This window comes from Cronobacter sp. EKM101R (assembly GCF_963888145.1).
GTDB lineage: Bacteria > Pseudomonadota > Gammaproteobacteria > Enterobacterales > Enterobacteriaceae > Cronobacter > Cronobacter turicensis.
This window is the reverse complement of record NZ_CAWPHW010000023.1, coordinates 353,845-378,435: the sequence shown is the minus strand read 5'-3', so window position 1 is coordinate 378,435 and position 24,591 is coordinate 353,845. Positions and strand designations below refer to the sequence as shown.

The following is a 24,591-nucleotide window of genomic DNA, read 5'->3' as shown; positions in this document are numbered from 1 at the left end:
AGAGGATGCCAGGGCATCCTCTTTCTGTTTTACGCCCCGATACCTTACGGCTGTAGCGGCGCGTTCATCAGCGCGGTGACCTTATCGCGCGCGGCCTCCGGCGTCGCGGCGCCCGGCACCAGAATGACCTTACGGCACTCCTCTTCGCGCTTCTCGAAAATCTTGTAGCCCCGCGCGGCATCTTCCAGCGGCAGATAGTGCGTGACTATCTCTTCCGGCGTCAGCAGCCCCTGCTCGATAAGCGGCAGCAGCTCCGGCAGGAACGCATGCACGTGCGTCTGGCCCATCTTAAAGCTGATGCCTTTATCGAACGCATCGCCAAACAGGAAGCCGTGGATAAAGCCCGCATAGACGCCCGGCACACTCACCACGCCGCCGCGACGCACCGCCGCGATGCACTGGCGCAGCGCTTTGCCGCTACTGCCTTCGATTTTGAGATTCGACAGCACGGTTTCCGTCAGGCTGCCTTTGGCCTCAAAACCGACCGCATCGATAACGGCGTCCACGCCGCGGTTGCCCGGCGTGTTTTCAATAATAAATGCCGCCGGATCGTCGTTTTCATCGAAGTTAATCGGGATAACGCCGTAACGCTCTTTAGCGAAGGCCAGACGATAATCGTTATGGTCGACCATAAAGATCTGTTCTGCGCCCATCAGCCGCGCGCAGGCGGCGCTGAGCAGCCCCACCGGGCCCGCGCCGTAAATCGCTACCTGGGAGCCTTTCTGCACCTGACCATTTTTCACGGCCTGCCAGGCTGTCGGCAGGATATCGGAGAGAAACAGCGCTTTATCATCAGAGAGTAACGGCGGCACTTTAAACGGCCCGACGTTGCCCTTCGGCACGCGCACATACTCCGCCTGCCCGCCCGGAATGCCGCCATAAAGGTGGCTGTAGCCAAACAGCGCCGCAGGGGCCGGGATCTGCTTTTTATTCAGCGCCGCGCCGGTGCCTTTGTTGGTGGTTTCACAGGCGGAATATTGCTGTAACTTGCAGAAGAAACAGTCGCCACAGGCGATAACAAACGGGATCACGACGCGATCGCCCTTGCGGATATCCTTCACCGCGCTGCCGGTTTCCACCACTTCCCCCATAAATTCATGGCCGAAAATATCGCCGTGATGAACCTGCGGAATTTTGCCGCGATAGAGGTGCAAATCGGAGCCGCAAATCGCGGTCGCCGTCACGCGCAGAATAATATCGTCCTGCGCCTCGATAATCGGGTCCGGGACATTTTCGACCTTAACGTTATGCGGCCCGTGGTAGGTTAACGCCTTCATTACGACCTCCTGGCAGACAGTAAAAAGAGACAGGTTCCAGTGCGAAAGTTCATCTGGTCTAAACCAAGGGTAGACCGGATGGGCCGCAAGCCGTGGGATCGGCCGCCAGCGCGGCGGCTTTGAGAGTTTTCCTGGCGAAAGCCGCTGCGTAAAAAAACATAAATTTGTCGGGCCAGCAGAAGTATCCATGACAAAAACAGGGTTTAATAAAGGCGTCGATAACCGCTAAAGGAGGAGTGACGATGTACAACACTATTCTGATGCCTGTAGACGTGTTCGAAATGGAACTGAGCGACAAGGCGATTCGCCACGCGGAGTTTCTGGCGCAGGAGGAGGGAATTATTCATCTGCTGCATGTGCTGCCGGGCTCGGCGAATCTGAGCCTGCACCGCTTCGCCGCCGATATCCGTCGTTTCGAAGAGCATTTAGAGGCCGAGGCGAATCAGCGCCTGCAAACCCTGAAGCAGCATTTCACCCTGCCGGAAACGCGCCTGCGCACGCATGTCCGCTTCGGTAGCGTGCGCGATGAAGTTAACGCGATGGCGCAAGAGTTACACGCCGACGTAGTGGTCATCGGCTCGCGCGATCCGTCCATCAGCACGCACCTGTTGGGCTCGAACGCGTCAAGCGTGGTGCGCCACGCCCATGTGCCGGTGTTTGTGGTGCGTTAAGTTTCGGACATTATTGGCGGGTGCGCTGCGCTTACCCGCCCTACTTTTAACGTCGCAGATACCTGTAGGGCGGGTAAGCAACGCGCACCCGCCAGTTCACACTAAACATTCGCCAATAAAAAAGCCGCCCCTGGGGGCGGCTTTTACGCAGGTGTCTTACTTTCTTGTTATGCGGTTTTGGTACGAATCAGATAATCAAACGCGCTCAGGGAGGCTTTCGCGCCTTCGCCGGTGGCGATGATGATCTGTTTGTACGGCACGGTGGTGCAGTCGCCTGCGGCGAACACGCCCTTCACGCTGGTCTCGCATTTGGCGTCTATGATGATTTCGCCCATGCGGTTACGCTCGATAGCGCCTTCAAGCCAGGTGGTGTTCGGCAGCAGACCGATCTGAACAAAGATCCCCGCCACTTCCAGATGTTTCACAGCGCCCGTCACGCGATCCTGATAATCAAGACCGGTCAGCTTCGTGCCGTCGCCTTTCACTTCGGTGGTCATCGCGCTCAGGATGATGTCGACGTTTTTCAGGCTGCGCAGTTTGTCCTGCAATACCTGGTCGGCTTTCATCTCCGGCGCAAATTCCAGCAGCGTCACGTGCTCAACGATCCCCGCGAGGTCGATGGCCGCTTCCACGCCGGAGTTACCGCCGCCGATCACCGCGACGCGTTTGCCTTTAAACAGCGGGCCGTCACAGTGCGGGCAGTAGGTCACGCCTTTGGTGCGATACTGATCTTCACCCGGCACGCCCATGTTGCGCCATTTCGCGCCGGTCGCCACGATCACGCTGCGCGCTTTCAGCACCGCGCCGGACGCCGTTTCAATCTGGTGCAGGCCGCCTTCGCTTGCCGCCGGGATAAGCTTCGTCGCGCTCTGGGTGTCGATAACGTCAACGTCGTAATCATCTACGTGCGACTTCAGCGCGCCCGCCAGTTTCTGGCCTTCGGTTTTCGGCACAGAAATGTAGTTTTCGATATCTACGGTGTCCAGCACCTGGCCGCCGAAACGCTCGCCCATCAGGCCGGTACGGATGCCTTTACGAGCGGAGTAAATCGCCGCCGCCGCGCCCGCCGGGCCGGAGCCGACAATCAGCACGTCGTAAGCGTCGCGCTGATTCAGCTCTTCCGCCGCGCGTTTTTCAGCGCCGGTGTCCACTTTCGCGACGATTTCCGCAAGCGTCATACGACCCGAGCCAAATTCCACGCCGTTCATGAACACAGCCGGCACGCCCATAATGTTGCGTTCGGTGATTTCATTCTGGAACACCGCGCCATCAATCGCCGTATGTTTAATACGCGGGTTCAGCACCGCCATCAGGTTCAGCGCCTGCACCACGTCCGGGCAGTTGTGGCAGGAGAGCGAATAGTAAGTCTCAAACTCAAAATCGCCGTCCAGATCGCGGATCTGCTCCAGCAGCGCCTGCGCTTCTTTCGACGGATGACCGCCGGTCCACAGCAGCGCCAGCACCAGCGACGTAAACTCGTGGCCCAGCGGAGAGCCCGCAAAGCGCGGCCCCTGGTCAGAACCCGGGTTGGTAATCAAAAATGAAGGTTTGCGCGCCGCCAGCGTGTTGTCTTCCCGGAAGGAGACTTTGTCAGACAGCTCGGCGATTTCCAGCAGCAGCTCTTTGATCTCTGCCGATTTCGCGCTGTCATCCAGCGTGGCCACTAACTCAACAGGTTTTGTCAGACGCTCAAGATAGGCCTTGAGCTGGGTTTTCATGTTTGTGTCGAGCATAATTTTCTCCTGAGCTTACGCTTCCTCATTTAAGCCGCCTCAGTGCAGGCGTCGCCGCGATGCAACTTAAATGAGAGCGCGTAAAAGCGTTTTCAAAAAAACGGGTGCAAGACTGCACCCGTAATAATGCCTGTATTTTTCAAAGGATTTTTGTTGCAGAGCAAGGCGGCGAACTCTTAAGTCCCCGGGAGCTTACAAAAGTAAGTGACCGGGGCGCGAGAGTGATGCCAACGCCGCTATGCAGCAAAAGCCGAAGAAAAATTAGATTTTGCCAACCAGGTCCAGAGACGGAGCCAGAGTCGCATCGCCTTCTTTCCATTTAGCCGGGCACACTTCGCCTGGGTGAGACGCAACATACTGAGCCGCTTTGATTTTACGCAGCAGGTCAGACGCGTCGCGGCCGATGCCTTCAGCAGTAATTTCGATCGCCTGGATAACGCCCTGCGGGTCAACGATGAAAGTACCGCGGTCAGCCAGACCTTCGTCTTCACGCATGATTTCGAAGTTACGGGTCAGGGCGCCAGTCGGGTCGCCGATCATCGCGTATTTGATTTTCGCGATGGTTTCGGAGCTGCTATGCCACGCTTTGTGGGTGAAGTGGGTGTCGGTAGAAACAGAGTAAACGTCTACGCCCAGCTTCTGCAGTTCTTCGTGATGGTCAGCCACGTCGCCCAGTTCGGTCGGGCATACGAAGGTAAAGTCAGCAGGATAGAAGAAGAATACGCTCCAGCGGCCTTCAGTGTTTTTCTCGGTAACTTCGATGAACTCACCGTTTTTGAACGCCATGTTTTTGAAAGGTTTGATTTTGGTGTTAATCAAGGACATCTATACTTCCTCCGTGTTTTCGATGGGATGTAAGGTATCGAATTTTCGCTACCCGGGCCAATGCGTTTGCATTATCAAATCGATAAGCAATAGCTAACAACCGATCCGGGCCAACCTTGTGAACATTTATCGCCATCTGGCGAAAAATAAAAAAGCCACCTGAACGGCGGCCTGAGCGCTGAGAGACCCGCGGGCCACAGCAGAGCCAGCGTACTGGCAAAAGCGTTGCGCGCGGTGTTTTGCGGCGCATACGTTCCTTCGATTAGAACACTCCCCTGCCCAAAGGGCAACGCACGCAAAGATTATTCCTGCCTATGGCTGTGATAGGGAGCGCTTAACAAAAAGCGCCATCCGCCGGTTGTGTGAAGGCGGGCCGGTTTTTCAGATTACGCCCCGGCGCGCCTGCGCAAAAACATCGCTGTTATCTATTATTTACTAAGAACCAATAACCCATAAAAATCCCCTTTCGTCTCGTTGCGAGGCTGTCATGGCAAATTTGCAGGATTTGAAAAAGTTTGACCTCAATCTTCTGGTGATCTTCGAATGCATCTATTTATATCGCAGCGTCAGCAAGGCCGCGGAAGCGCTGTTTCTGACGCCGTCGGCGATAAGCCAGTCGCTACAGCGCCTGCGCAACCAGCTTAACGACCCGCTGTTTGTACGCTCCGGCAAAGGCATTACGCCCACCACTGTCGGCACTAATCTGCACCACTATCTGGAAGACAATCTCAATCAGCTTGAACAGACCATCAACATGATGCAGGGCGCGCCGCTGCGTAAAAACTTCGTCCTTTATTGCCCGCCTGCGCTCGCGGCTGACCATTTGCCGGATCTGGTCAGCGCGTTTCGCGAGCATTACGATTTCGAACTGGAGCATTACGACACCTCGCTTGCCAGCGAAACGGCGGAAGATCTGCTGGCCTATCGCAAAGCGGATCTGATTATCGGCATGGCGCCAGTCACCAGTCATTCGGTGATTTGCAAACACTGTTTTAGTGAAGAGACGGTGCTGGTGTGCAGCGATAGCCATCCGCGGCTTGGCGATCACGCTGACGACGCGGCGCTGGCGCAAGAGAAATTCACGCTGTTTAACGGTACGGCGGAAGGACAGAGACATTACCATGTGAAATCGGGTGAGCTTATCGGCGAGCGGCAAATCGCGTTTACCAGCAACTCGCTCTCGTCGATCATGGCGGTGATTGGCAGCACCGATTTTATCGGCATACTGCCCGCGCCGGCCCTGCGCCGTTACGGTCAGGTATTCGGGCTGCGGCCGGTGAAGCTTAACTTCAGCCTGCCGCAGTATGATTACTACCTTATCTACAACCGCGCATCGTTAACCAACGCGTCGTTCGTCAGCTTCGTGTCGCTCATTGAGCAGCACTTCCTGCGCGACGTGCCGGCGGCGCAGAGCCGCAGCGCGGCCACGCCCGATCAACCCACGTTATAACCGCGCCAGACGCTCAGCGGCGGCCAGCAGCGTCGCCTCCTGTTTGGCGAAGCATAAACGGATGAGCTTATGCGGGAACGGCGCGTCGCAGAATACCGACAGCGGAATGGCGGCGACGCCCGCCTCCGTGGTCAGCCATTCGCAAAAGCTCACGTCGTCCTGTGAAGAGATAGCGCTGTAATCCGCCAGCAGAAAATAGGTGCCCTCGCAGGGCAAAATGTTAAATCGGCTGTCGCCGAGCGCCTGAATGAAACGGTCGCGGCGCGCCCGGTAAAAATCGGGCAACTCGAGATAATGCGCAGGCTCGGCGCGCAGCATATCCGCCAGCGCCAGCTGCGCCGGAGTATTGACCGAAAAGGTCAGATACTGATGCACTTTGCGAAGCTCGGCGCTGAGCGCGGCGGGCGCCACGCAGTAGCCTACTTTCCAGCCGGTCATGTGATACGTCTTGCCAAATGACGACACCGCAATCGCTCGCTCGCGCAGTTGCGGATGCGCCAGCACGCTGGCGTGCCCCTCGTCGGCAAAGCAGATGTGCTCATAGACTTCATCGCTCAACACATAGATCTCACGCTCTGCGATAGCCGCCCAGAGCGCGGCGAAGTCCGCGTTTCGCCAGACGGTGGCGGACGGATTATGCGGTGTGTTGAGGATTACCAATCGGGTGCGGTCCGACAGCAGCGCGGCGAACTGCGCCCAGTCCACGCGAAAATGCGGCGGCGTCAGCGCGATGCGCTTTAACACACCGCCGGAAAGCGCCACGGCGGGCGCATAGCTGTCGTAGCTCGGATCGAAGCAAATGACTTCATCGCCAGGGCGCACCAGCGCGGTAATGGCCGCGTAGAGCGCCTCGGTGGCCCCCGCCGTGACGGTGACATCGCTGTTGGCATCCGGGCGATGGCCGTAGAGCGCCTCGGTTTTATCGGCAATCGCTTCACGCAGCGCCTGCACGCCCGTCATCGGCGCGTACTGGTTCGCGCCCGCCGCGACATGGTGCGCCAGCCGCTCCTGTAAATAGCGCGGGCCGTCAAAATCCGGAAACCCTTGCGACAGGTTAATCGCCTGGTGCTGCTGCGCCAGCGCGCTCATGCGGGTGAAGATAGTCGTGCCCAGCGCGGGCAGTTTGCTTTCTGGCGTTAACGGGATGTGGCTCATGGCGGCTGATCCTTTCGCTCGTTGTCGTGTTGTTTTGGTGTTATCTGTCTGTTGCCGACACTATAACACGATGCTACTCTCTGGCAATCAAGACGCTTAGACGTCTAAACGCTAACGATATGCCTGCGGGGATGCGATGAGTAAAGAGAGCCAACTTCAAGAGCTGGTGGCCGCCTGTCACTGGATAGGCGCGAAGGGCTGGGCGCCCGCCACCGGCGGCAATATGTCGCTGCGCGAAGACGCGCGCTGGTGCTGGCTGAGCGAATCGGGCAAGGATAAAGGCAGCCTGACGACAGACGATTTTCTGCAGGTGGAGATTGCCACTAACCTCGCGCCGTCCGGCCGCAAACCCTCTGCCGAAACCGGCCTGCATACCCTGATTTATCGCCTGTTCCCGGAGGCGAACTGCGTGCTGCATGTGCATACCGTTAACGCAACGGTGCTGTCGCGCGTGGAGAAAAGCGACGCGCTTCATTTGTGCGGCTACGAGATGCAGAAATCGCTCGCAGGAGAAATTACGCATCTTGATGATGTGCCTGTTGCCATTTTCGATAACGATCAGGATATTGGTGCTCTGGCGGAGCGCATTGAGCGCCACCACCGCCAGTTCCCGCTGCGCTACGGGTTTCTGCTGCGCGGCCACGGGCTGACCTGCTGGGGAAGCGATGTCGCTGTCGCGCGTCGCCATCTGGAGGGGCTCGAATTTCTGTTTGAATGTGAAATGCAGCGACGCCTGCTGGAGAGAGCATGATCCGCGCCATCGTTACCGATATTGAAGGCACCACGACCGATTTTCGTTTCGTGCATAACGTCCTTTTCCCCTATGCGCGCGAGCGTCTGGAGCGATTTATCCGCTCGGGCGAGCTGCGCGAACCGGTGAATCTGCTGCTTAACGAACTGCGGGGCGAGATCCACTCGCCTGCGGCGTCAGTGGATCAGCTGATAGAAACGCTCTTCAAATTTATGGATGAAGATCGTAAATCGCCCGCGCTGAAATCCATTCAGGGGTATATCTGGCGCGAAGGCTACGCGAACGGCGATTTCACCGGCCATCTTTACCCGGATGTCGTGCCCGCGTTTCGCCGCTGGAGCGATCAGGAGATCGATATTTATATCTACTCCTCCGGCTCCGTCCCGGCGCAAAAGCTGCTCTTTAGCCATAGCGATGAGGGCGACGTCACGGGGCTTCTGAGCGGCTTTTTCGATACCCATGTCGGCGCCAAACGCCAGGTATCGTCATACCGCAATATCGCGATGAAAACCGGCGTGCCGGTGCATCAGATGCTGTTTCTCTCGGATATCCGCGAAGAGCTGGACGCCGCGCGTGAAGCGGGCTGGAAAACCATCCAGCTTATCCGCGGCGAGCCTGATACGCAAAGCACCCATCGCCAGGTATCCAGTTTCGATGACATTCACCCGGAGCAGATCCCGACATGAGCGCATTGACGATTTTTGCCGATAACGGTGCCAGCGAGCCGCTGTGGCAGAGCACCGACGCCGACGCTATCCGCGAACAGCTTAACGCGCAGGGCGTGCGTTTCGAACGCTGGCAGGCCGACCGCGATCTGGGCGATAACCCAACGCCGGAGGTGGTGCTTACCGCCTATCAGCATGCGATTGACCAACTGGTGGCGGAAAAAGGCTACCAGAGCTGGGATGTGATCAGCATGCGCGCCGATAATCCGCAGAAAGAGGCGCTGCGCGGCAAGTTTCTGAACGAGCATACCCACGGCGAAGACGAAGTGCGGTTTTTCGTGGAAGGCGCCGGGCTGTTCTGTCTGCATATTGGCGACAAGGTGTATCAGGTGTTGTGCGAGAAGAACGATTTGATTTCGGTGCCGGCCGGGACGCCGCACTGGTTTGATATGGGCTCGCAGCCGCATTTCACGGCGATCCGCATTTTCGATAACCCGGAAGGCTGGATTGCGAATTTCACCGGCAGCCCGATAGCCGAAGCGTACCCGCGCCTGGCGTAGGTGGCGGGTGAGGTAACGTGGCGGGTGCGCTTATGCTTACCCGCCCTACATAAACCCAGACACCCGGTGTTCGTAGGGTGGGTAAGCGAAGCGCACCCGCCGTTAATCCAGGCGCCCGGTGTCATACTCACCCCATAACGCCAAAACTACCCGAGAATATCCCGCAACACCGGGCCAATCACCTCGAACGCCTGCGGGGAGATAATCTCCACGTGCGCGCAATCCACATTATGCACCTCAAGACTATGCGTCCAGGGCGCCCAGGCGTTAAACGGATCCAGGCCCGGCGTCACGGTGCGTTCGGCGACAAACAGCGTCGCGTCGCCCTCAAAGCGCGCGCTGCGCGCGGTAGAGAGCAGCCGCACCGCGTCGGCGTAATTGCCTTCAATCGTTTCAAATAGCCTTTGCGACCCCTGCCCCTGCTGCGCGCTCACAAACGCCGCCCGCTCGCGCTCAATCTCCGCCAGCACGGCCGGGTCGAGCTCGCGCCCGCCTTTCTCCTGCCAGTTCTGCGTTTCCGGCGGCCAGGTGTCGAGCAACCCGAGAAACGCCACCTCCTCGCCCGCCGCCTGCAACCGCGCGGCGACGCCGTGCGCGATCGTCCCGCCGAGCGAATAGCCGAACAGCCAGTACGGTCCGTGCGGCTGCTGCTCACGAAGCGTCGCATAATGGCGGTCGCACAGTTCATCCACCGACGCGCACTGCTGCATCGGCCCGTCCGGGCGCGGCGACTGAATGCCCGTTATCGCCCAGCGCGGCGACAGCCAGCGTTGTAAAACGCTGAACTGCCAGGCGAAACCCGACGCCGGATGGAAGCAGAACAGCGTCGGGCCGCGACCTTCACGCAGCGGCAGAATGGCGTCAAAGCCCGCCTGCTCCGCCTGCGCGTCGCTTTGAGCGGTCTCAATGACGGCCGCGAGTTTTTCCACCGTCGGCGCAATCATCACCTGCCCTACCGTTACTGCCCGTCCCAGTTCGCGCGTAAGCCTTGCCGCCAGACGCATCGCCAGCAGCGAATGGCCGCCGAGCGCGAAGAAATCGGCCTGCGCGTCGGTCACTTCCACGCCCAGGAGTTCAGAAAACGCGCAGGCGATCGCCGTTTCCATCCCCGGCGCTACGGTTCTGCCCGGCGCGCGCGCCGCGAGCTGTGGCAACGGCAGCGCCTTGCGATCCAGCTTGCCGTTGGCGCTGAGCGGCAGCGCAGGCAACTGGAGAAGCGTCACCGGCACCATATGCGCGGGCAGCCGTTCGCTTAAGCGCGCACGCAGCGCCGCCACGTCCAGCGCGTCGCCGGAGGCGGAGACCACATATCCCACCAGCTGGCGCGCATCGCCGCCCGTTTCGGCATGGTGATTCAACACGCAGGCATGCGTCACCGCCTGCGCCACATCCGGCAGGCTTTGCATCACGCGGTCAATCTCGCCAGGCTCAATACGCTGGCCGCGAATTTTCAGCTGATCGTCGCTGCGTCCGAGATATTCCACCGCGCCGTCCGGCAGCCAGCGCGCCACATCGCCGGTGCGGTACATCCGCTCGCCGGCCGCGAACGGATCGGCGATAAAGCGACTGGCGGTCAGATCCGGGCGGCCAAGGTAGCCCTGGGCCAGCTGAACGCCGGTGAGATAGAGATCGCCCGCCATGCCCGGCGGCACCGGGCGCATCAGACTATCAAGAATGCGCAGCCCGGTATTCCAGACCGGGAAGCCAATTGGCACGCTGGCGCCCTTCACCTGCGCCAATGCCGCGCCGAAGGCCGGATACCCGCTCACATCTACCGCCGCTTCCGTCGGGCCATAGAGATTATGCAGCGGCGCGCCGGTCAGCCGTTCCCATTCGCGGCACAGTTCGGTCGGCAGCGCTTCGCCGCTGCAGAACACCTGACGCAGCGACGCGCAGGCGCTTATCGCCGCTTCAGACGTCAGCGCGCCGACAAAGGCCGCCAGCATCGACGGCACGAAGTGGGTTGTCGTCACCCGCCAGCGCGCAAAGAGCGCCTGCAGCGCCTGCGGATCGCGGTGCGCCTCCGGCGGCGCCATCACCAGCCGCGCCCCGACGATAAGCGGCCAGAAAAACTCCCACACCGACACATCAAAACTGCACGGCGTTTTTTGCAGCACCACGTCATCCGCGCCGAGCGGATACTGGTTTTGCATCCACAGCAGCCGGTTAACGATGGCGGTCTGGCCGACCATGACGCCCTTCGGACGCCCGGTCGAGCCGGAGGTGAAAATCACATAGGCCGTGTGCGCCGGATGCGAGCGCGAAAGCGGCTGCGCGGCGCTGGCCGGCAGCGGCGCGTCGTAGCAGAAAATTGAAAGCGGCAGGTGCGTAAAACGCCCCTGCTCTGACGCGGCAGTGATCAGCAGCGCCGGGCGGGCGTCTTCTAACATCATCTGCAGGCGATCGTCGGGGTAGCCGGTATCGAGCGGCAGCCAGGCGGCGCCCGCTTCCACAATGGCCTGTAGCGCCAGCGAGAGAAACACCGAGCGCGGCAGCGCGACGGCCACCACATCGCCCGGCTTAACGCCGCGGCGCGCCAGCTCCGCCGCAAGCGTCAGCACTTGCTCACGCATTTCGCGGTAGGTAAAGGCATAGCGCGCATCCGCAAGCGCCGGGGCGTTCGGCGTCGCCTGCGCCTGCTTCGCCAGCAGGCTGCTCAGCGTCTCCAGCGGCAGTTGTACCGCGGTCTGGTTCACGCGCGCCATCAGCGCGTAGTCGCTTTCATCCAGCAGATCCGCCTGCGCGCACGCAAGCCCCGGGTCAGCCGCAAACTGTGTGAGCAGACGCGGCAGGCGGGCGAGATGGCGCTCAATCTGCGCGGCTTCATAGCGCTGCTGGTTGGCGAGCAGCTCCAGCGTTACGCCGCCCTGGTCATCCACATAGAGCGCGATTTCGAGATCTTTTACCGGCCCCGAGGCGAGCTGATGGGTGATCCCCTCCACGCCGTCGAAATCGAGCCGGTAATCAAACATTTTCAGGTTCAGCACCGGGCCATAGAGCGGCGTCTGCTGCGCGACTTTTCCCGCGTCGCGCAGCACCTGCTCGGCGTCGTAACGCTGATGACGGCGCAGCGTTTTAAGCGTCTTCGCAAAGGCGGCGGCGAACTGCGCCAGCGTCTGCGTCGGGTCAATGCGCACCGGACAGGGCAGCACGTTCAGCACCGGGCCGGTGGCGCATAGCGCGGCGGAGCCGATGCGACGCATAAAGATGAAACCGGCGCTGTACGCGTCGCGCCCGCTAAGACGACCGAGCCAGAGCGCCACCAGCGCCAGCGCCACGTCCGGCGCGGCCAGCCCGCCGCTGTTCGCCATCAGCGCGGCGAAAGGCGCGGCGTCAAAACGCAGCGAGCGGCGGATCAGCGAGGTTGTGGAGGAGTGCCCGGTAAGCGGCTGGTCAGAGAGCGTCGCCAGCGGCGGCAGCTCGCGTACCTGCTGCGCCCAGAAGGCGGCGTCGCGCGCACAGGCGTCCGAGGCCTGGTAGCGGGCGTATTCATCGACCACCTCTTTAAAGGGGACGAACGGCGAGGCGTCGGGCTCTTCGCCCCGGTGCAGGCTGCGATAAATATCGGCGATACGGCGGGTAATCGCGGTAAAACTGAAGCCATCCACCACCAGATGATGATAACGCTGATACCAGAGCCAGCGCGTCTCCCCCACCCGCAACAGCTGGTGATGCGCCAACGGTTTGCCGTGGGTGACGCGCAGATCCTGTTCCAGATCGGCGTGCATCAGCGCCAACGCTGCGGTCTGCGGGCAGGCCTCGCGGCGCAGATCGGTCATTTCAGGTGTGGCGAACGTGAGCGAGGCGTCGAATCGCTGCGTGATGATGCCGTCGCGCTCCTCAAAACGCATCCGCAGCGTGTCGGCCTCCATCATGCCCGCCACGATGGCGCGCGCCAGCAGCGGCGCGTCGAGCGCGCCGTTCAGCTCAACGTAATGCGCCACACTCCAGGCGTTATTCTGGTTTGAGAGTTTTTCAGCCATCCAGATGCCGGGCTGCGCCGCCACCAGCGGCAGCGCGTCAATGGCGTGCTCTGCCTGCGTCAGGGTTATGTCCGTCACGTCAACCTCGCGTCTCGTTCTGATGTGCGAAATGGGCGGGCTGAAGCGCCTGCCCGTGTTGCGAAAGCCACGCCTCGCATACCTCAAGAGGCTGCGGTGGCGACACTACGCGCCAGCCCGGCGGCAGCGCGCACGGCTCCGGCCAGAGGCTTACCTGCTGACAGTGATTTTCGAGCAGCCAGAAGCGGCCCTGCGGGTTATCGAAAGGATTGCTGAATTCCATACCTCACTCCTGTCCTGAAAAACGCGCCGGGGCGGGGATGTCGGCCCAGAGCGCGGCCAACCCGTCGGTCAGCCCGCCGCGCCAGCACAGCGCATCGTGCCCCCCCTCAACCTGACGCCAGAAAAGCGGCTGCGTCGTCTGTCGCAGTAAAGAAACCAGGCGCTGATTCGCCTGCAAAATGAGCGGCTCATGCACGCCTGCTTCAAGAAAAATACGCAGCCCGCGCGGGTCGAGACGGCCTGCGGCCAGCTCTTCAACCAGCCAGCCGCCCTCGCCGTTCGCCTCGCGTTTCGGCCACCAGAAAGAGCCGGACTGGCTCAGCACGCAGCCAAAACGCTGTGGCCAGTGCAGCCCCGCATAGAGCGCGGCGAGCCCGCCGAAACTCTGTCCGGCGACGACGGTGGTTTCCGGGGTTTCACGCCACTGCGTATAACCGCGCGCCTGGGGCAGCAGTTCATGCCACAGCGCCTCCCAGAAGGCGGCGTTGCAGGGCAGCTCCCGGCTGCGGTGCACGGTATCAATCACATCCACCAGCAGATATACCGCAGGCGGCAGTACGCCGCCGTCGGTAAGCGCCTGGAGCGCAGGCCAGACCGGCTGGCTGTGCGCCCAGAACTGACCATCCAGCAGAATAGCGAGCGGGCGCGTCTGGGGCGCGTCATCGCCGCCGGTGGTAAACAGCCACACGCGACGCGCGTTGCCGAGCCTTTCGCTGTGCCAGAGAAATTCCCGCGCGGGCGTGTACGCCACGTCGCGCGCCTCCCACCCCGGCTGTGCGGGCGCGTCTGGCAGATGCAGCGCGCTGACCGGGTGGCCGCGGCCGCCGCGCCAGTGGTGCGGATTGAACGGATCAGGGACAGCCTGCGGCAGGAGCGTGCGCCAGCCTTCGCGTAGCGCGCCGCGCGCCGGAGCATCAGCAAAGGCGTCGGGCGCGAAATCATCGGTTCGTGCAGAAGGGATAAAACAGTAGCTGCCGCGCCAGCTGGCGTTTAACTCGGTGCGCCAGCACCAGGCGTCGGTGCCCGGCAGACGTGTGAGCGACTGCGGCGCGGAGGGTTTGTGGTGATCGGTGATGCCGGTGATGTAAATCCACACCCGCTGTATCTCAGACGTAGTTTCATCGCCCGCCGGATCGCGCCACCAGAATGTCACACTGCACTGGCCCGGGGCTGCATCAGAAATTTCCGGTATACCCTGCGCCTGCTTCGCCTGCCACCAGGCTTCACTTCCCGCCGCGTGCTCCGCCACCGTCCAGCTCCTTGTTAGTCTTGATAAATATCATGGATTTACGCTAGTCCAGATAATTTGATGATAATATTATTGATAATTATTTGCATTTGCAATAGCGTATTGGCGCGCTGTGGGAAGCGCGTCTTTCACTCAAAAACATTAACCCGACCAGGCGTTTGCGCGCTGCCGCTCCGGGATGAGCGGGGTTTGCGTAAAGCGGCTCTGGCATATTCCATGTTGCGCCCTGCCCCAGTGGGGAAGGACTTCCGGGCCGCAGCACAGACAGCAGGATAAAAGATGAATAAAAAGCTCCCCCTCTCCCTGGCGATGCTCATGACTCCTGGGATTTATGGCGCAGCGCTGCCCGTCTGGGCGCAGGACAGCACCGCCATTGTGGATGGCAAGGCAACCGAAGGCGATGACACGATTGTCGTCACCGCCGCACAGCAAAACCTTCAGGCGCCTGGCGTCTCCACCATTACCGCCGATGAAATCCGTAAAAACCCGCCGGCGCGCGATGTCTCGGAAATCATCCGCACCATGCCGGGCGTCAACCTGACCGGCAACTCCACCAGCGGCCAGCGCGGCAACAACCGCCAGATCGACATCCGCGGGATGGGACCGGAAAACACGCTGATCCTCATTGACGGCAAACCGGTCAGCAGCCGTAACTCGGTACGTCAGGGCTGGCGCGGCGAGCGCGACAGCCGTGGCGATACCGCCTGGGTGCCGCCGGAGATGATCGAACGCATCGAGGTGCTGCGCGGCCCTGCCGCCGCCCGCTACGGCAACGGCGCGGCGGGCGGTGTGGTAAATATCATCACCAAACGCAGCAGCAACGAATGGCACGGCGCCTGGGACAGCTATTTCGACGTGCCGGAACATAAAGCCGAAGGCGCGACAAAACGCACCAACTTCAGCCTGACCGGACCGCTTGGCGACAGCGTCAGCTTCCGTCTGTACGGCAACCTGGCGAAAACCCAGGCCGACGCGCAGGACATCAACGCCGGGCATGAATCGCTGCGCACCGGCAGCTATGCCGATACCCTGCCCGCCGGGCGTGAAGGCGTGGTCAATAAAGACATCAACGGCCAGGTGCGCTGGGAATTCGCGCCGATGCAGGCGCTGGAGTTTGAGGCGGGCTACAGCCGTCAGGGCAACCTCTACGCGGGCGACACCCAGAACACCAATAACGACAACAGCACTAACGGGCTGGTGAAAAAATATTACGGCAAGGAAACCAACCGTCTCTACCGCCAGAACTACGCGGTCACCTGGACCGGCGGCTGGGATAACGGCGTGACCACCAACACTTACGCCCAGTATGAGCACACGCGCAACTCGCGTCTTGGCGAAGGCCTGACGGGCGGTCTGGAAGGGCTGTTTAACAGCGAGAAATTCTCGGATATCAACCTGAGCGACGTGCTGCTGCACAGCGAAGTGAGCCTTCCCTTCGACTGGCTGGTGAACCAGAACCTGACGCTCGGCACCGAGTGGAACCAGCAACGCCTGAAAGACGGCACGTCGACCGCTCAGGCGCTGACCGGCTCCACCAGCGGCGGCGCGATCCCCGGCGTCGATTCCACCAACCGCAGCCCATACGCCAAAGCGGAAATCTTCTCGCTGTTTGCCGAAGACAATATGCAACTCACCGACAGCACCACGCTGACCCCGTCGCTGCGCTTCGATCACCACACCATCGTTGGCAACAACTGGAGCCCGGCGCTGAACCTGACGCAGGCGCTGACCGACACCGTGACGCTGAAAATGGGCATCGCGCGCGCCTATAAAGCGCCGAGCCTCTATCAGACCAACGATGACTACATTCTCTACAGCCGCGGCCAGGGCTGCTACGCCAGCGCCACTAACACCGGCTGTTACCTGATGGGCAATGAAGATCTGAAGGCGGAGACCAGCGTCAATAAAGAGATTGGTCTTGAGTACAAACAGGATGGTTATCAGGCGGGCCTGACGTGGTTCCGTAACGACTACCACGACAAAATCGAAGCTGGTTATACCCGCGTCACGGCGATCAGCAATAAAACGGATCTCTACCAGTGGGAGAACGTGCCGAAAGCCGTAGTGGAAGGGCTTGAAGGCACGCTGAATCTGCCGGTGACCGATACCGTCCAGTGGAGCAACAACCTGACCTGGATGTTGCAGAGTAAGAACAAAACCACCGGCGATCGTCTGTCGATCATTCCGGAGTTTACCCTGAACTCGACGCTGAGCTGGCAGGTACGCGACGATCTGTCGCTGCAAAGCACGTTTACCTGGTATGGCCGTCAGAAGCCGAAAATGTACAACTATAAGGGCGAGCGCGTGACCGACAGCGGCACCAATGAAGTGAGCCCTTACAGCATCGTCGGCCTGAGCGGCACCTGGGACGTGACCAAAAACGTCAGCCTGACGGCGGGCCTCGATAATGTCTTCGACAAGCGCCACTGGCGCGCGGGCAACGCCCAGACCACTGGCAACGCCAAAACCAACGCCTGGATGTATGGCGCGGGGGCGGAAACCTATAACGAATCGGGCCGCACCTGGTTCATGGGCATCAACACCCACTTCTGATGACGACGGCGGGCAGAAATGCCCGCCCTTTTCCGATGCAGACCACCCTCACCCCGTTGACCTTCGCCGGACAGTCGCTCTGGCGCGTCGATTTCTCGCCTGACACTTTCACACCTGACGATCTGCTGTGGCTGCCGCATCACGCAATGCTGGCGAACGCCGTCGCGCGGCGTCAGGCGGAGCATCTGGCGGGCCGTATCGCCGCCGTCGCCGCACTGCGGGCAGCGGGCGCGCCCGCCTTACCGCCGGGCATCGGCGCGCACCGCGAGCCGCGCTGGCCCGCCGGTTTTACCGGCAGTATTACGCACACCGGCCATCGCGCCTGGGCAACCGTTATCGCCGCGCCAGGTGGCGTCGGGATAGATGTCGAAAACCTGATGGACGCGCAGACGGCGCGCGACCTGGCGCCCGGTATTATCGATGCGCAGGAGCGCTTGCTACTGGGCCGCGCGCCGCTGCCCTTCGCCAGCGCCCTGACGCTCGCGTTTTCCGCCAAAGAGAGCCTCTTTAAAGCGCTGTTCCCGCAGGTGGGCGACTGGTTCGGTTTTGAATGCGCGAACGTCGTCGCGCTGGATGACCATCAGTTGACGCTGCGCCTTGCCTGCCCGCTCGGGCCGTTCACGCCAGGGCGATGCTTCACGCTGTACTGGCGTCAGGAGGCGCAGCAGATCCTCACGCTTGTGAACTGGCCCGGAAGTGACTGAGCGGCTGTTTCTGCACGCCATCAGCGGTGAAATTCTCCGGTGACAGCCAGGCGCGCAGCGCGGCATTCACCTGCGGCCATTCGCTGTCAAGCAGCGAAAACCACTCGGAATCGCGGTTGCGGCCTTTACGCACCATCATCTGACGCAGCCGCCCTTCATAGATAAAACCGAGCCGTTCGGCGGCGCGGCGCGAGGCGGTATTCATCGAATCGCACTTCCATTCCTCGCGCCGGAAGCCGTGCTCAAAGGCGTCGCGCATCAACAGCCACAGCGCCTCGGTGCCGGTAACGCGGTTTTTCATGCGCGGCGACCAGGTCACGTGGCCTATCTCCACAACGCCGTTAGCTTTGTCGATGCGCATAAAGCACACCAGCCCCACCGCCTCGCCGCGCGCGTTATCGATTACCGCGAAAGGCACCAGCGACGGATCCCTCACTTTTTGCGTCACCCACTCATGGCACTGCGCCAGCGTATCGGGGCGATCGCTTGCGAGCCACGTCCAGTCGCGGTCATCCGGCGCGTCCTGATACGCCGCGAGCAGCGCGGCTGTGTGCGCATCGGCATTGAGCGGCGCCAGCGTGCAATAACGCCCGGAAAGCGTCTCGCGCTCCAGCATTCGTGCGCCCTGCCAGTCCGGAACGGGCTTTCCGACCTGCTGATCGTAATGGTTGAAATAAGCCACAAGCACTCCTCCTGATGGTTGTTAATAAAAAGTTATAACAGGAGTGAAACCAGGAAGATAGCGATAACGCCGTCGAAAAACCGCGCGCAGGAACTCGGTTTTATCTGAACAATCTGGTCGCAACTGAATGATTTTGCATGACTATACTTGGAGCAGAACTGTCACTGATAAGAGAGCTTCACATGCCCCTCAAACCTTTTGCCCCCTCTGAACCCTACACCCTGGGCGTTGAACTGGAGCTCCAGGTGGTCAGCCCGCCCGGTTTTAACTTAAGCCAGGATTCCTCGACGCTGATTAGCGCGCTGGAGAGCCGCGTCACGGCGGGTGAAGTAAAACACGACATCACCGAAAGCATGCTGGAGATAGCGACCGGCGTCTGCCGCGATATCAACCAGGTGGCGGCGGAATTCGCCGCGATGCAGCGTGAAATTCTCGCCTGCGCCCAGCAGCATCATTTAATGATAAGCGGCGGCGGCACGCACCCGTTCCAGAAGTGGCAGCGCCAGGAGGTCTGCGCCAGCGAACGCTACGCCCGCACGCTGGAGCTGTTCGGCTATCTCATCAAACAGGCCACAGTATTCGGCCAGCATGTGCATGTGGGCTGTCGCAACGGGGAAGAGGCTATTTATCTGCTCCACGGGCTGTCGCGCTTTGTGCCGCATGTTGTGGCGCTGTCGGCGTCTTCGCCTCATATGCAGGGCTCAGACACCGGCTTCGCCTCGTCACGGCTGAATATTTTCTCCGCGTTCCCGGATAACGGCCCGGCCCCGTTTGCCGCCGACTGGACGCAGTTCGAGAAAATGTACGCGCGCCTGGAAAGCACAAAGGTGGTGGAGTCGATTAAAGATCTGCACTGGGATATTCGCCCGAGCCCTGGCTTTGGCACGGTGGAAGTGCGCGTGATGGATACGCCCTTAACGCTGGAGCGCGCCGTGAATATCGCGGGCTTTATTCAGGCGCTTTCCCACTGGCTGCTTGAAGAGCGCCCTTATAAACATAAGGCTGAGGATTACCTTATTTACCGGTTCAACCGGTTCCAGGCCTGTCGCTATGGTCTTGACGGAATGCTCACGGATGTCAGTACCGGCGAACAGCGCACCATTAGCGAGGATATTACGCGCCTGCTCGACAAGCTTGAGCGCTACGCGCGTCCGCTTAAGGCTGGCAGCGCGCTGGAGGCTATCGATCGCTACGTGAAAAATAACGACAGCGACGTACACCGCATTCGTGAATTTACCGCTAATGGCGGTTCGCTCTCGGAACTGGTGCGCCTGAACGGTGAAATCTGGGCCGCCTGACAATCCTTTTATTTCTGACTGGCTCCTGACTGATTAAGGGTATTTACCTTAGTCAGGGAGCCACCTGCCCCGATAATCCCGCTATTCATCGCTGGCTTTTATCTTTTCTGAAAACTATAACTCGCCCTTTTTTATTCTGGATCATCAGAATAACTCTTTTTAGTTATTTTATAGCCCTGAACGCAGCGGCAGCGATTAAAGCATCTTATTGATGTTACCGATAGCAAATATAACGATCTTTATCGCAATACAGGAATGACGCTTATGTCATGGATATATCGCCTCTCTATGAAAACCAAATTAGCCCTCGCGCTTTTACCGTTATTAATAGCGCTGCTCTGGCTGGCGGGCGCGGGGATGCTGTCACGTATCGATACCGAACGGCAGATGCGCAATGTCGAAGAAGTGACGCGCCTTGCGAAAAGCGCTGGCGATGTGGTGCATGAGCTGCAAAAAGAGCGCGGCCTGAGCGCCGGTTATCTTGGCAGCAAAGGGGCGCAGTTCAGCAGTGAGCTGACCGCGCAGCGCGGCCAGACGGACAGCGCGCTCGTGGCCTTTAACGCCGCCATGAAAAACACCGATGAAGCGAGCCTGAAAGGCAGCGTGGGTGAAGCCATCCGCGCCTTCCGCCAGCGGGTGTCGATGCTCGACGACACGCGCCAGCAGATAACCGCCCTTTCCGTTCCCGCGCCGCAGGGCGTGGCGTTTTATACCGATACCATCAGCACCGTGCTGGAGCTGGTGGCGCGCAGTACGCACTTAAGCCACGCCGGGGTGATTGTGAACCAGATGGTGGTTTACTACAGCCTGCTGAGTATGAAAGAACAGGCGGGCGTCGAGCGCGCGCTGCTCTCCGGCATTTTCTTCGCCGATCGTTTTGCCGACGGCCAGGTGGCGCGTCTGAGCGAAGTGGTGGGCAAACAGCAGGCGTGGCTTGCCGCCTCGCGCCAGCTTTCCGACGCTGACGGCGTGAAGCGCATCGATGCAGCACTCGCGCTGCCGTCGGCGACCCGCGCGCTGGCGCTGCGTCAGACCGCGCTGGATAAGGCCGCGAGCGGCGGGTTTGGCATTTCGCCGGGCAGCTGGTTTGAGGCGCAGACGCAGCGTATCGATACCCTGCGCACGCTGGAAAACGCGGCTTCCGCGCAGCTTCTCGCCACCGCGGGCGCGCTCGCGAGCGATGCCCGCGCAGGCTGGCAGCGCTTTCTCATCATCACGCTGCTGGCGCTTATCGTGGCGATGAGCTTCGCCGTGGTCGTGGCGCGCAGCATTCATCGTCAGTTGCACGTGACGCTCACTGCCATTGACGGCATGGAAGGCGACTTAACGCGCCGTCTGGACGTGCCGGGCAGCGATGAGCTCTCCGCCCTGAATCGCGCCTACAACCGCGCTATTGAAGATATTCAGCGCATCGTCGCCGAGATCAAAACCGGCGCCGTCGTCCTGCGTCACGCCAGCGCCGACATCGCCGCGGGCAACCAGGATCTGGCGCAGCGTACCGATGAACAGGCAGCATCGCTGGTGGAAACCGCCGCCAGCATGGAGCAGATAACGACCGTCATTACCCAGACCGCCGACAACGCTCACGAGGCGGAGCGCCTGACGCGCCTGATGGAAGAAGAGATGCAGAGCGCAAGCGTGGTGGCGCACTCTGCCCGCCAGAGCATGGCGGATATTCAGGCTTCCAGCGAGCAGATCTCGCGAATTGTCGGCTCGATAGACGATATCTCTTTCCAGACTAACCTGCTGGCGCTCAACGCCGCCGTGGAAGCGGCGCGCGCCGGAGAGCTGGGGCGCGGCTTTGCGGTGGTGGCCTCCGAAGTGCGCACGCTGTCGCAGCGCTGCGCCCGGGAGGCGGGGCTTATCCGCGAGCTGGTGGCGAACAACATGGCGAAAATCGGCGAAGGCGTGGAGCATGTCGATGCCTCCGGCCACGCGCTGGATGCCGCCGTGGCTAATACGGCCCGGATGCGGACGTTTATCAGCGATATCGCCCGCGCCGCGGCTGAGCAGTCGCTTGGCGTGTCGCAGGTGCACGAAGCCCTGAACCAGCTGGAGCAGGTGACGCAGCAGAACGCGGCGCTGGTGTCCGAGGCTGCGACCGCCAGCCAGACGCTGGATAATCAGTCTGAAACTATGTCACAGCTGGTTAACCGGTTTGTGGTGGCGTAAACGTAATATTGTAGCCGTGTTTGCACGGCTACAAAATATAGTGGTTTTTTGGGGAATATCGCCCCATTACTTGATTAACAGGGGTTAATGCCCTAATATCCGCAGCCACCTGAATACAGGTTTTAAGCCGCGCTCACCTGCGGCTTTTTTATTATTTGCATTGCAGTCATTACTGACGGGATTTCACGCCATTACGGCACAGTAATTATAACGTCCCGCAACGACTGACCTATTGACTCAACACAGCCTCTGAAATGCTCCGGGAGAGCGAAACATGGAATATAGTTTCGGCGCGAAATGTTTTATCCTTTCGCAAATCAGCGTGTTTGTTATTTCTGTGTGCGCGTTATTTAATGGCGCGCTGTGAATAATAACAGACCACCCGTAACGGATTAATACCCTCAGCCAGAAGGATTTGGCACCTTTCATTCTCCGCCGTTTGTAATTCGGCCATTAAAAAGAGGCGCAAAGCCTCTTTTTTGCTTATAACGCCGTCAGCGTCGTTTTTTCCGTTTCGGTATCATAACTGCCACTCACCATCAGCCCGATCGGCTCAGGCTGCCAGTAAAGCAACGCGGCTATTTCAAACAGCAACGTCGTGCCAACGGCTGGCTGACGTTTCGGGCGCACCACCAGCGACGACGCGATGATGCGCGGCTCAAAGCGCAGCAAGGCGTTGCGAATGGCCTGCTCCACCGCAGACCCGCTGTGCGGCGTGGCGTATTTCCCGGATAATGGCGCCAGGCCGTGGTTTATCACCGAGTCGATGACAGCCGGGTGACGTTCAGGATCGATCAGCGCCTCAATATTGGTATTGTTAAGTAAGATGTCGATGTCGCGCAGCACCCGCTGACGGTAATGTCTGGCGCTGATAAAGCTCGCATCATGCGCCTCGTGGCGGGCTTTCGGCTCCTCGTCCAGCAGCCGGTCCAGCAGCGTCGGCGCGAATTGCTTTTTTCTCTCCATCGGCGCGCCTTAATCAAACCGCAGTTCGCGGATATCCGGCAGGGCATATTCCGCATTATCGGTAATCAGCATCTTCCTGCCGCGTCCGATCCAGAGCGAATCGGAAATGGGCTGCCAGTCGGTCAGGCTGCCCAGTTTCGTTTCCTGCGTGGCGTCCGTCATCAGCGGGTAGCGAGCGGGGATATAACCCTGAAATTGTCCGTCTGCGAGCGTCGCCTGCGCCGGCAGCCAGAGCAGATCCAGGACATCGACGGGGCGGAGGATGTTGAGTTCGCGCAGCGCCGCAAACGGCACCCAACGATACCCGCCCGCGCAGATGAACTCGCATACCGGTCCGAGCCGTCCGTCACCGTCGGCTATCCAGCTAAATGGCGCGACGCCATCGCCATCGCCCGGCGTCAGCGGCGCCATCTCAAACGCCTGCTGGCGCAGGCGTTCAGCATCCGCCTCATCGCCTGCGGCGAGCCGTTGATTCGCGTCATGAAGCCGCGCTACCCACTCCGGCATCTGCCCCCCCAGTCCCACAGGCGCCATGTCACCGGCCAGGACGCGGGCGCGTAATAACTCGCTCATGACCAGATTCTTATAAAGCTCCACACGCTTCGTATATTCCTTGTCCAGCAGCTTTACTATTTCCAGCTGCGCCAGGGCGTTATGCCAGTCGCCTTCAATACAGTACAATTTGAACAGCAGCTCTCGCGCCGCGCTGTTGTCAGGCTGCGCTTTTACACGAGAAATTGCCTCTGTTAAGTGGGTTTGAAACGTGGCGTGATTCAGTAATTCCTTAAGTGTTATTTCCATCGTGATGTCGTCCCTGCAAGGTTTATAACAAGCTATCCAGATCGGGTTGATGAAATTCCCGCACCGTCAGGGCAGGAAGCCGTGTGTGTGCTTTGATGTGCTGAGCGTCCCGCGCGACGATTTTCAGGATGTCATAGCGCGGCGGGTCAAAGACGCCGGGCTCCGGCTCAAGACCGGATAACGCCTCAAGCACGTGCGTAATAAAATGCGATGAGCCCAGAATGCATTCGGTCAACGTTTTATCCTGCATCTGTTCGCGCAGCAGCGTGAAATCCCCAGAGGCATATTTCAGCCGCGTGCGTACAGGCGCAGGCGTCGTATCGCGGCGCTGCTCGCCCCACGCCAGAAAACGCTTATATTCGCTTTCCAGGATTTTCAGGATATCGTCGCCAGCCTGTGTCTCAGCCGGGCGCGCCCAGTCGACGTAGCGCATGCTGCGCGCCAGCAGCGCGTCGACGTCGCGCACCGCCCATTCATCGGCGTGGGTCGCATCCGTCGCCGTCGCCATCGTTACCTGTAACGCGTATCGCCCTGCCTGAAGCGTGAGGCCGTAGCGCAACGGGTAAGGCTGGCCTGGCGCAAGGTGTTCGTCACCCGCGAGACAGACATAATCGCTCCCGGACAGCATCATGTCAGGCTGCGTTCCGCGCAGTGAAAAAACGAGGCTATTGCGCATATGCCCGCCAGGGATAAGCGAAAACGCGCCGTGGTCGATATCGAGCCAGACCTCCTGATGCTGCTCGTTAAGCGTGATCCCGGCGCCGTTTTCAGGCCAGATAAACCGGATGTGCATGGC

Annotated in this window: 20 protein-coding genes; 9 read left to right on the top strand and 11 right to left on the bottom strand. The window is 60.2% G+C overall.

The annotated features are described in order from the left end of the window. Positions 1-44: 44 nt before the first annotated feature. Positions 45-1,277 carry a zinc-dependent alcohol dehydrogenase gene (locus tag AACV31_RS14345; RefSeq protein ID WP_012815741.1) on the bottom strand — a complete coding sequence of 411 codons (1,233 nt, stop codon included), beginning with the start codon at positions 1,275-1,277 and terminating at the stop codon, positions 45-47. A gap of 242 nt (positions 1,278-1,519) precedes the next feature. Here AACV31_RS14345 and uspG point away from each other — a divergent pair, with 242 nt between their 5' ends. Further along, a complete protein-coding gene (gene uspG, locus AACV31_RS14340) occupies positions 1,520-1,948 on the top strand; it encodes a universal stress protein UspG (protein ID WP_075199686.1) in 429 nt (142 codons plus the stop codon). Between the two features lie 167 nt (positions 1,949-2,115). On the opposite strand, the gene ahpF is transcribed toward uspG, so the two are convergent. Both ahpF and ahpC read right to left on the bottom strand, forming a co-directional pair. Further along, positions 2,116-3,681 (bottom strand): alkyl hydroperoxide reductase subunit F, encoded by a 1,566-nt coding sequence (ahpF, locus tag AACV31_RS14335; protein WP_007767969.1) that lies wholly within the window; start codon positions 3,679-3,681, stop codon positions 2,116-2,118. Between the two features lie 261 nt (positions 3,682-3,942). Then, on the bottom strand, positions 3,943-4,506 hold the full coding sequence (gene ahpC, locus AACV31_RS14330; protein ID WP_012815738.1) for an alkyl hydroperoxide reductase subunit C: 564 nt from the start codon (positions 4,504-4,506) through the stop codon (positions 3,943-3,945). A 487-nt stretch (positions 4,507-4,993) separates the two neighbouring features. Here ahpC and citR point away from each other — a divergent pair, with 487 nt between their 5' ends. Beyond that, on the top strand, positions 4,994-5,956 hold the full coding sequence (citR, locus tag AACV31_RS14325) for a DNA-binding transcriptional repressor CitR (protein ID WP_075199685.1): 963 nt from the start codon (positions 4,994-4,996) through the stop codon (positions 5,954-5,956). Here the strand turns inward: citR and AACV31_RS14320 are convergent. Continuing rightward, the gene (locus AACV31_RS14320) at positions 5,951-7,111 is read right to left on the bottom strand and encodes a pyridoxal phosphate-dependent aminotransferase (protein ID WP_075199684.1); all 1,161 of its coding nucleotides are present in this window, start codon (positions 7,109-7,111) and stop codon (positions 5,951-5,953) included. The genes citR and AACV31_RS14320 overlap by 6 nt on opposite strands. A 136-nt stretch (positions 7,112-7,247) precedes the next feature. Between AACV31_RS14320 and AACV31_RS14315 the strand changes: the two genes are divergently transcribed. Genes AACV31_RS14315 through AACV31_RS14305 form a run of 3 tightly spaced genes read left to right on the top strand, consistent with a single transcriptional unit; the run spans position 7,248 to position 9,087 of the window. Further along, positions 7,248-7,862 (top strand): methylthioribulose 1-phosphate dehydratase, encoded by a 615-nt coding sequence (locus AACV31_RS14315; RefSeq protein ID WP_165153309.1) that lies wholly within the window; start codon positions 7,248-7,250, stop codon positions 7,860-7,862. Further along, positions 7,859-8,548: an acireductone synthase gene (mtnC, locus tag AACV31_RS14310; protein WP_165153307.1), complete on the top strand. Its 690-nt coding sequence runs from the start codon at positions 7,859-7,861 to the stop codon at positions 8,546-8,548. Before AACV31_RS14315 ends, mtnC begins: the two co-directional genes overlap by 4 nt. Beyond that, a complete protein-coding gene (locus AACV31_RS14305) occupies positions 8,545-9,087 on the top strand; it encodes a 1,2-dihydroxy-3-keto-5-methylthiopentene dioxygenase (protein ID WP_075199683.1) in 543 nt (180 codons plus the stop codon). The genes mtnC and AACV31_RS14305 overlap by 4 nt, the downstream gene beginning before the upstream one ends. Before the next feature lie 146 nt (positions 9,088-9,233). Here the strand turns inward: AACV31_RS14305 and AACV31_RS14300 are convergent, their stop codons facing one another. The 3 genes from AACV31_RS14300 to fes are packed head-to-tail and all read right to left on the bottom strand — an operon-like array spanning position 9,234 to position 14,619. Beyond that, complete coding sequence (locus tag AACV31_RS14300; RefSeq protein WP_165153305.1) at positions 9,234-13,148, bottom strand: enterobactin synthase subunit F; 3,915 nt, start codon at positions 13,146-13,148, stop codon at positions 9,234-9,236. 1 nt (position 13,149) lies between these two features. After that, a complete protein-coding gene (locus tag AACV31_RS14295; RefSeq protein ID WP_012815731.1) occupies positions 13,150-13,371 on the bottom strand; it encodes an MbtH family protein in 222 nt (73 codons plus the stop codon). 3 nt (positions 13,372-13,374) lie between these two features. Then, a complete protein-coding gene (gene fes, locus AACV31_RS14290; RefSeq protein WP_165153303.1) occupies positions 13,375-14,619 on the bottom strand; it encodes an enterochelin esterase in 1,245 nt (414 codons plus the stop codon). 279 nt (positions 14,620-14,898) lie between these two features. On the opposite strand from fes, the gene AACV31_RS14285 reads away from it, so the two are divergent. Both AACV31_RS14285 and entD read left to right on the top strand, forming a co-directional pair. Further along, complete coding sequence (locus AACV31_RS14285) at positions 14,899-17,172, top strand: TonB-dependent siderophore receptor (RefSeq protein ID WP_165153301.1); 2,274 nt, start codon at positions 14,899-14,901, stop codon at positions 17,170-17,172. Positions 17,173-17,207: 35 nt separating this feature from the next. Continuing rightward, positions 17,208-17,876 carry an enterobactin synthase subunit EntD gene (entD, locus tag AACV31_RS14280; RefSeq protein ID WP_185155285.1) on the top strand — a complete coding sequence of 223 codons (669 nt, stop codon included), beginning with the start codon at positions 17,208-17,210 and terminating at the stop codon, positions 17,874-17,876. Here the strand turns inward: entD and AACV31_RS14275 are convergent. Next, entirely contained in the window at positions 17,845-18,558 is a 714-nt protein-coding gene (locus AACV31_RS14275) for a GNAT family N-acetyltransferase (protein WP_165153297.1), read from the bottom strand. The genes entD and AACV31_RS14275 overlap by 32 nt on opposite strands. 182 nt (positions 18,559-18,740) lie before the next feature. Between AACV31_RS14275 and AACV31_RS14270 the strand changes: the two genes are divergently transcribed. Further along, a complete protein-coding gene (locus AACV31_RS14270; protein ID WP_165153295.1) occupies positions 18,741-19,856 on the top strand; it encodes a YbdK family carboxylate-amine ligase in 1,116 nt (371 codons plus the stop codon). A gap of 264 nt (positions 19,857-20,120) precedes the next feature. Further along, a complete protein-coding gene (locus AACV31_RS14265) occupies positions 20,121-22,028 on the top strand; it encodes a methyl-accepting chemotaxis protein (protein WP_165153293.1) in 1,908 nt (635 codons plus the stop codon). A gap of 483 nt (positions 22,029-22,511) precedes the next feature. Here AACV31_RS14265 and AACV31_RS14260 read toward each other — a convergent pair whose 3' ends face one another. From AACV31_RS14260 to AACV31_RS14250, 3 genes are read right to left on the bottom strand one after another with little or no spacing between them, the layout of a single operon-like run. After that, complete coding sequence (locus AACV31_RS14260; RefSeq protein ID WP_075198137.1) at positions 22,512-22,994, bottom strand: type VI secretion system baseplate subunit TssE; 483 nt, start codon at positions 22,992-22,994, stop codon at positions 22,512-22,514. A 9-nt stretch (positions 22,995-23,003) separates the two neighbouring features. Beyond that, entirely contained in the window at positions 23,004-23,795 is a 792-nt protein-coding gene (locus AACV31_RS14255; RefSeq protein WP_165153291.1) for a type VI secretion system accessory protein TagJ, read from the bottom strand. A gap of 22 nt (positions 23,796-23,817) precedes the next feature. Continuing rightward, on the bottom strand, positions 23,818-24,588 hold the full coding sequence (locus tag AACV31_RS14250) for a TagK domain-containing protein (RefSeq protein ID WP_165153289.1): 771 nt from the start codon (positions 24,586-24,588) through the stop codon (positions 23,818-23,820). Between the last annotated feature and the right edge of the window lie 3 nt (positions 24,589-24,591).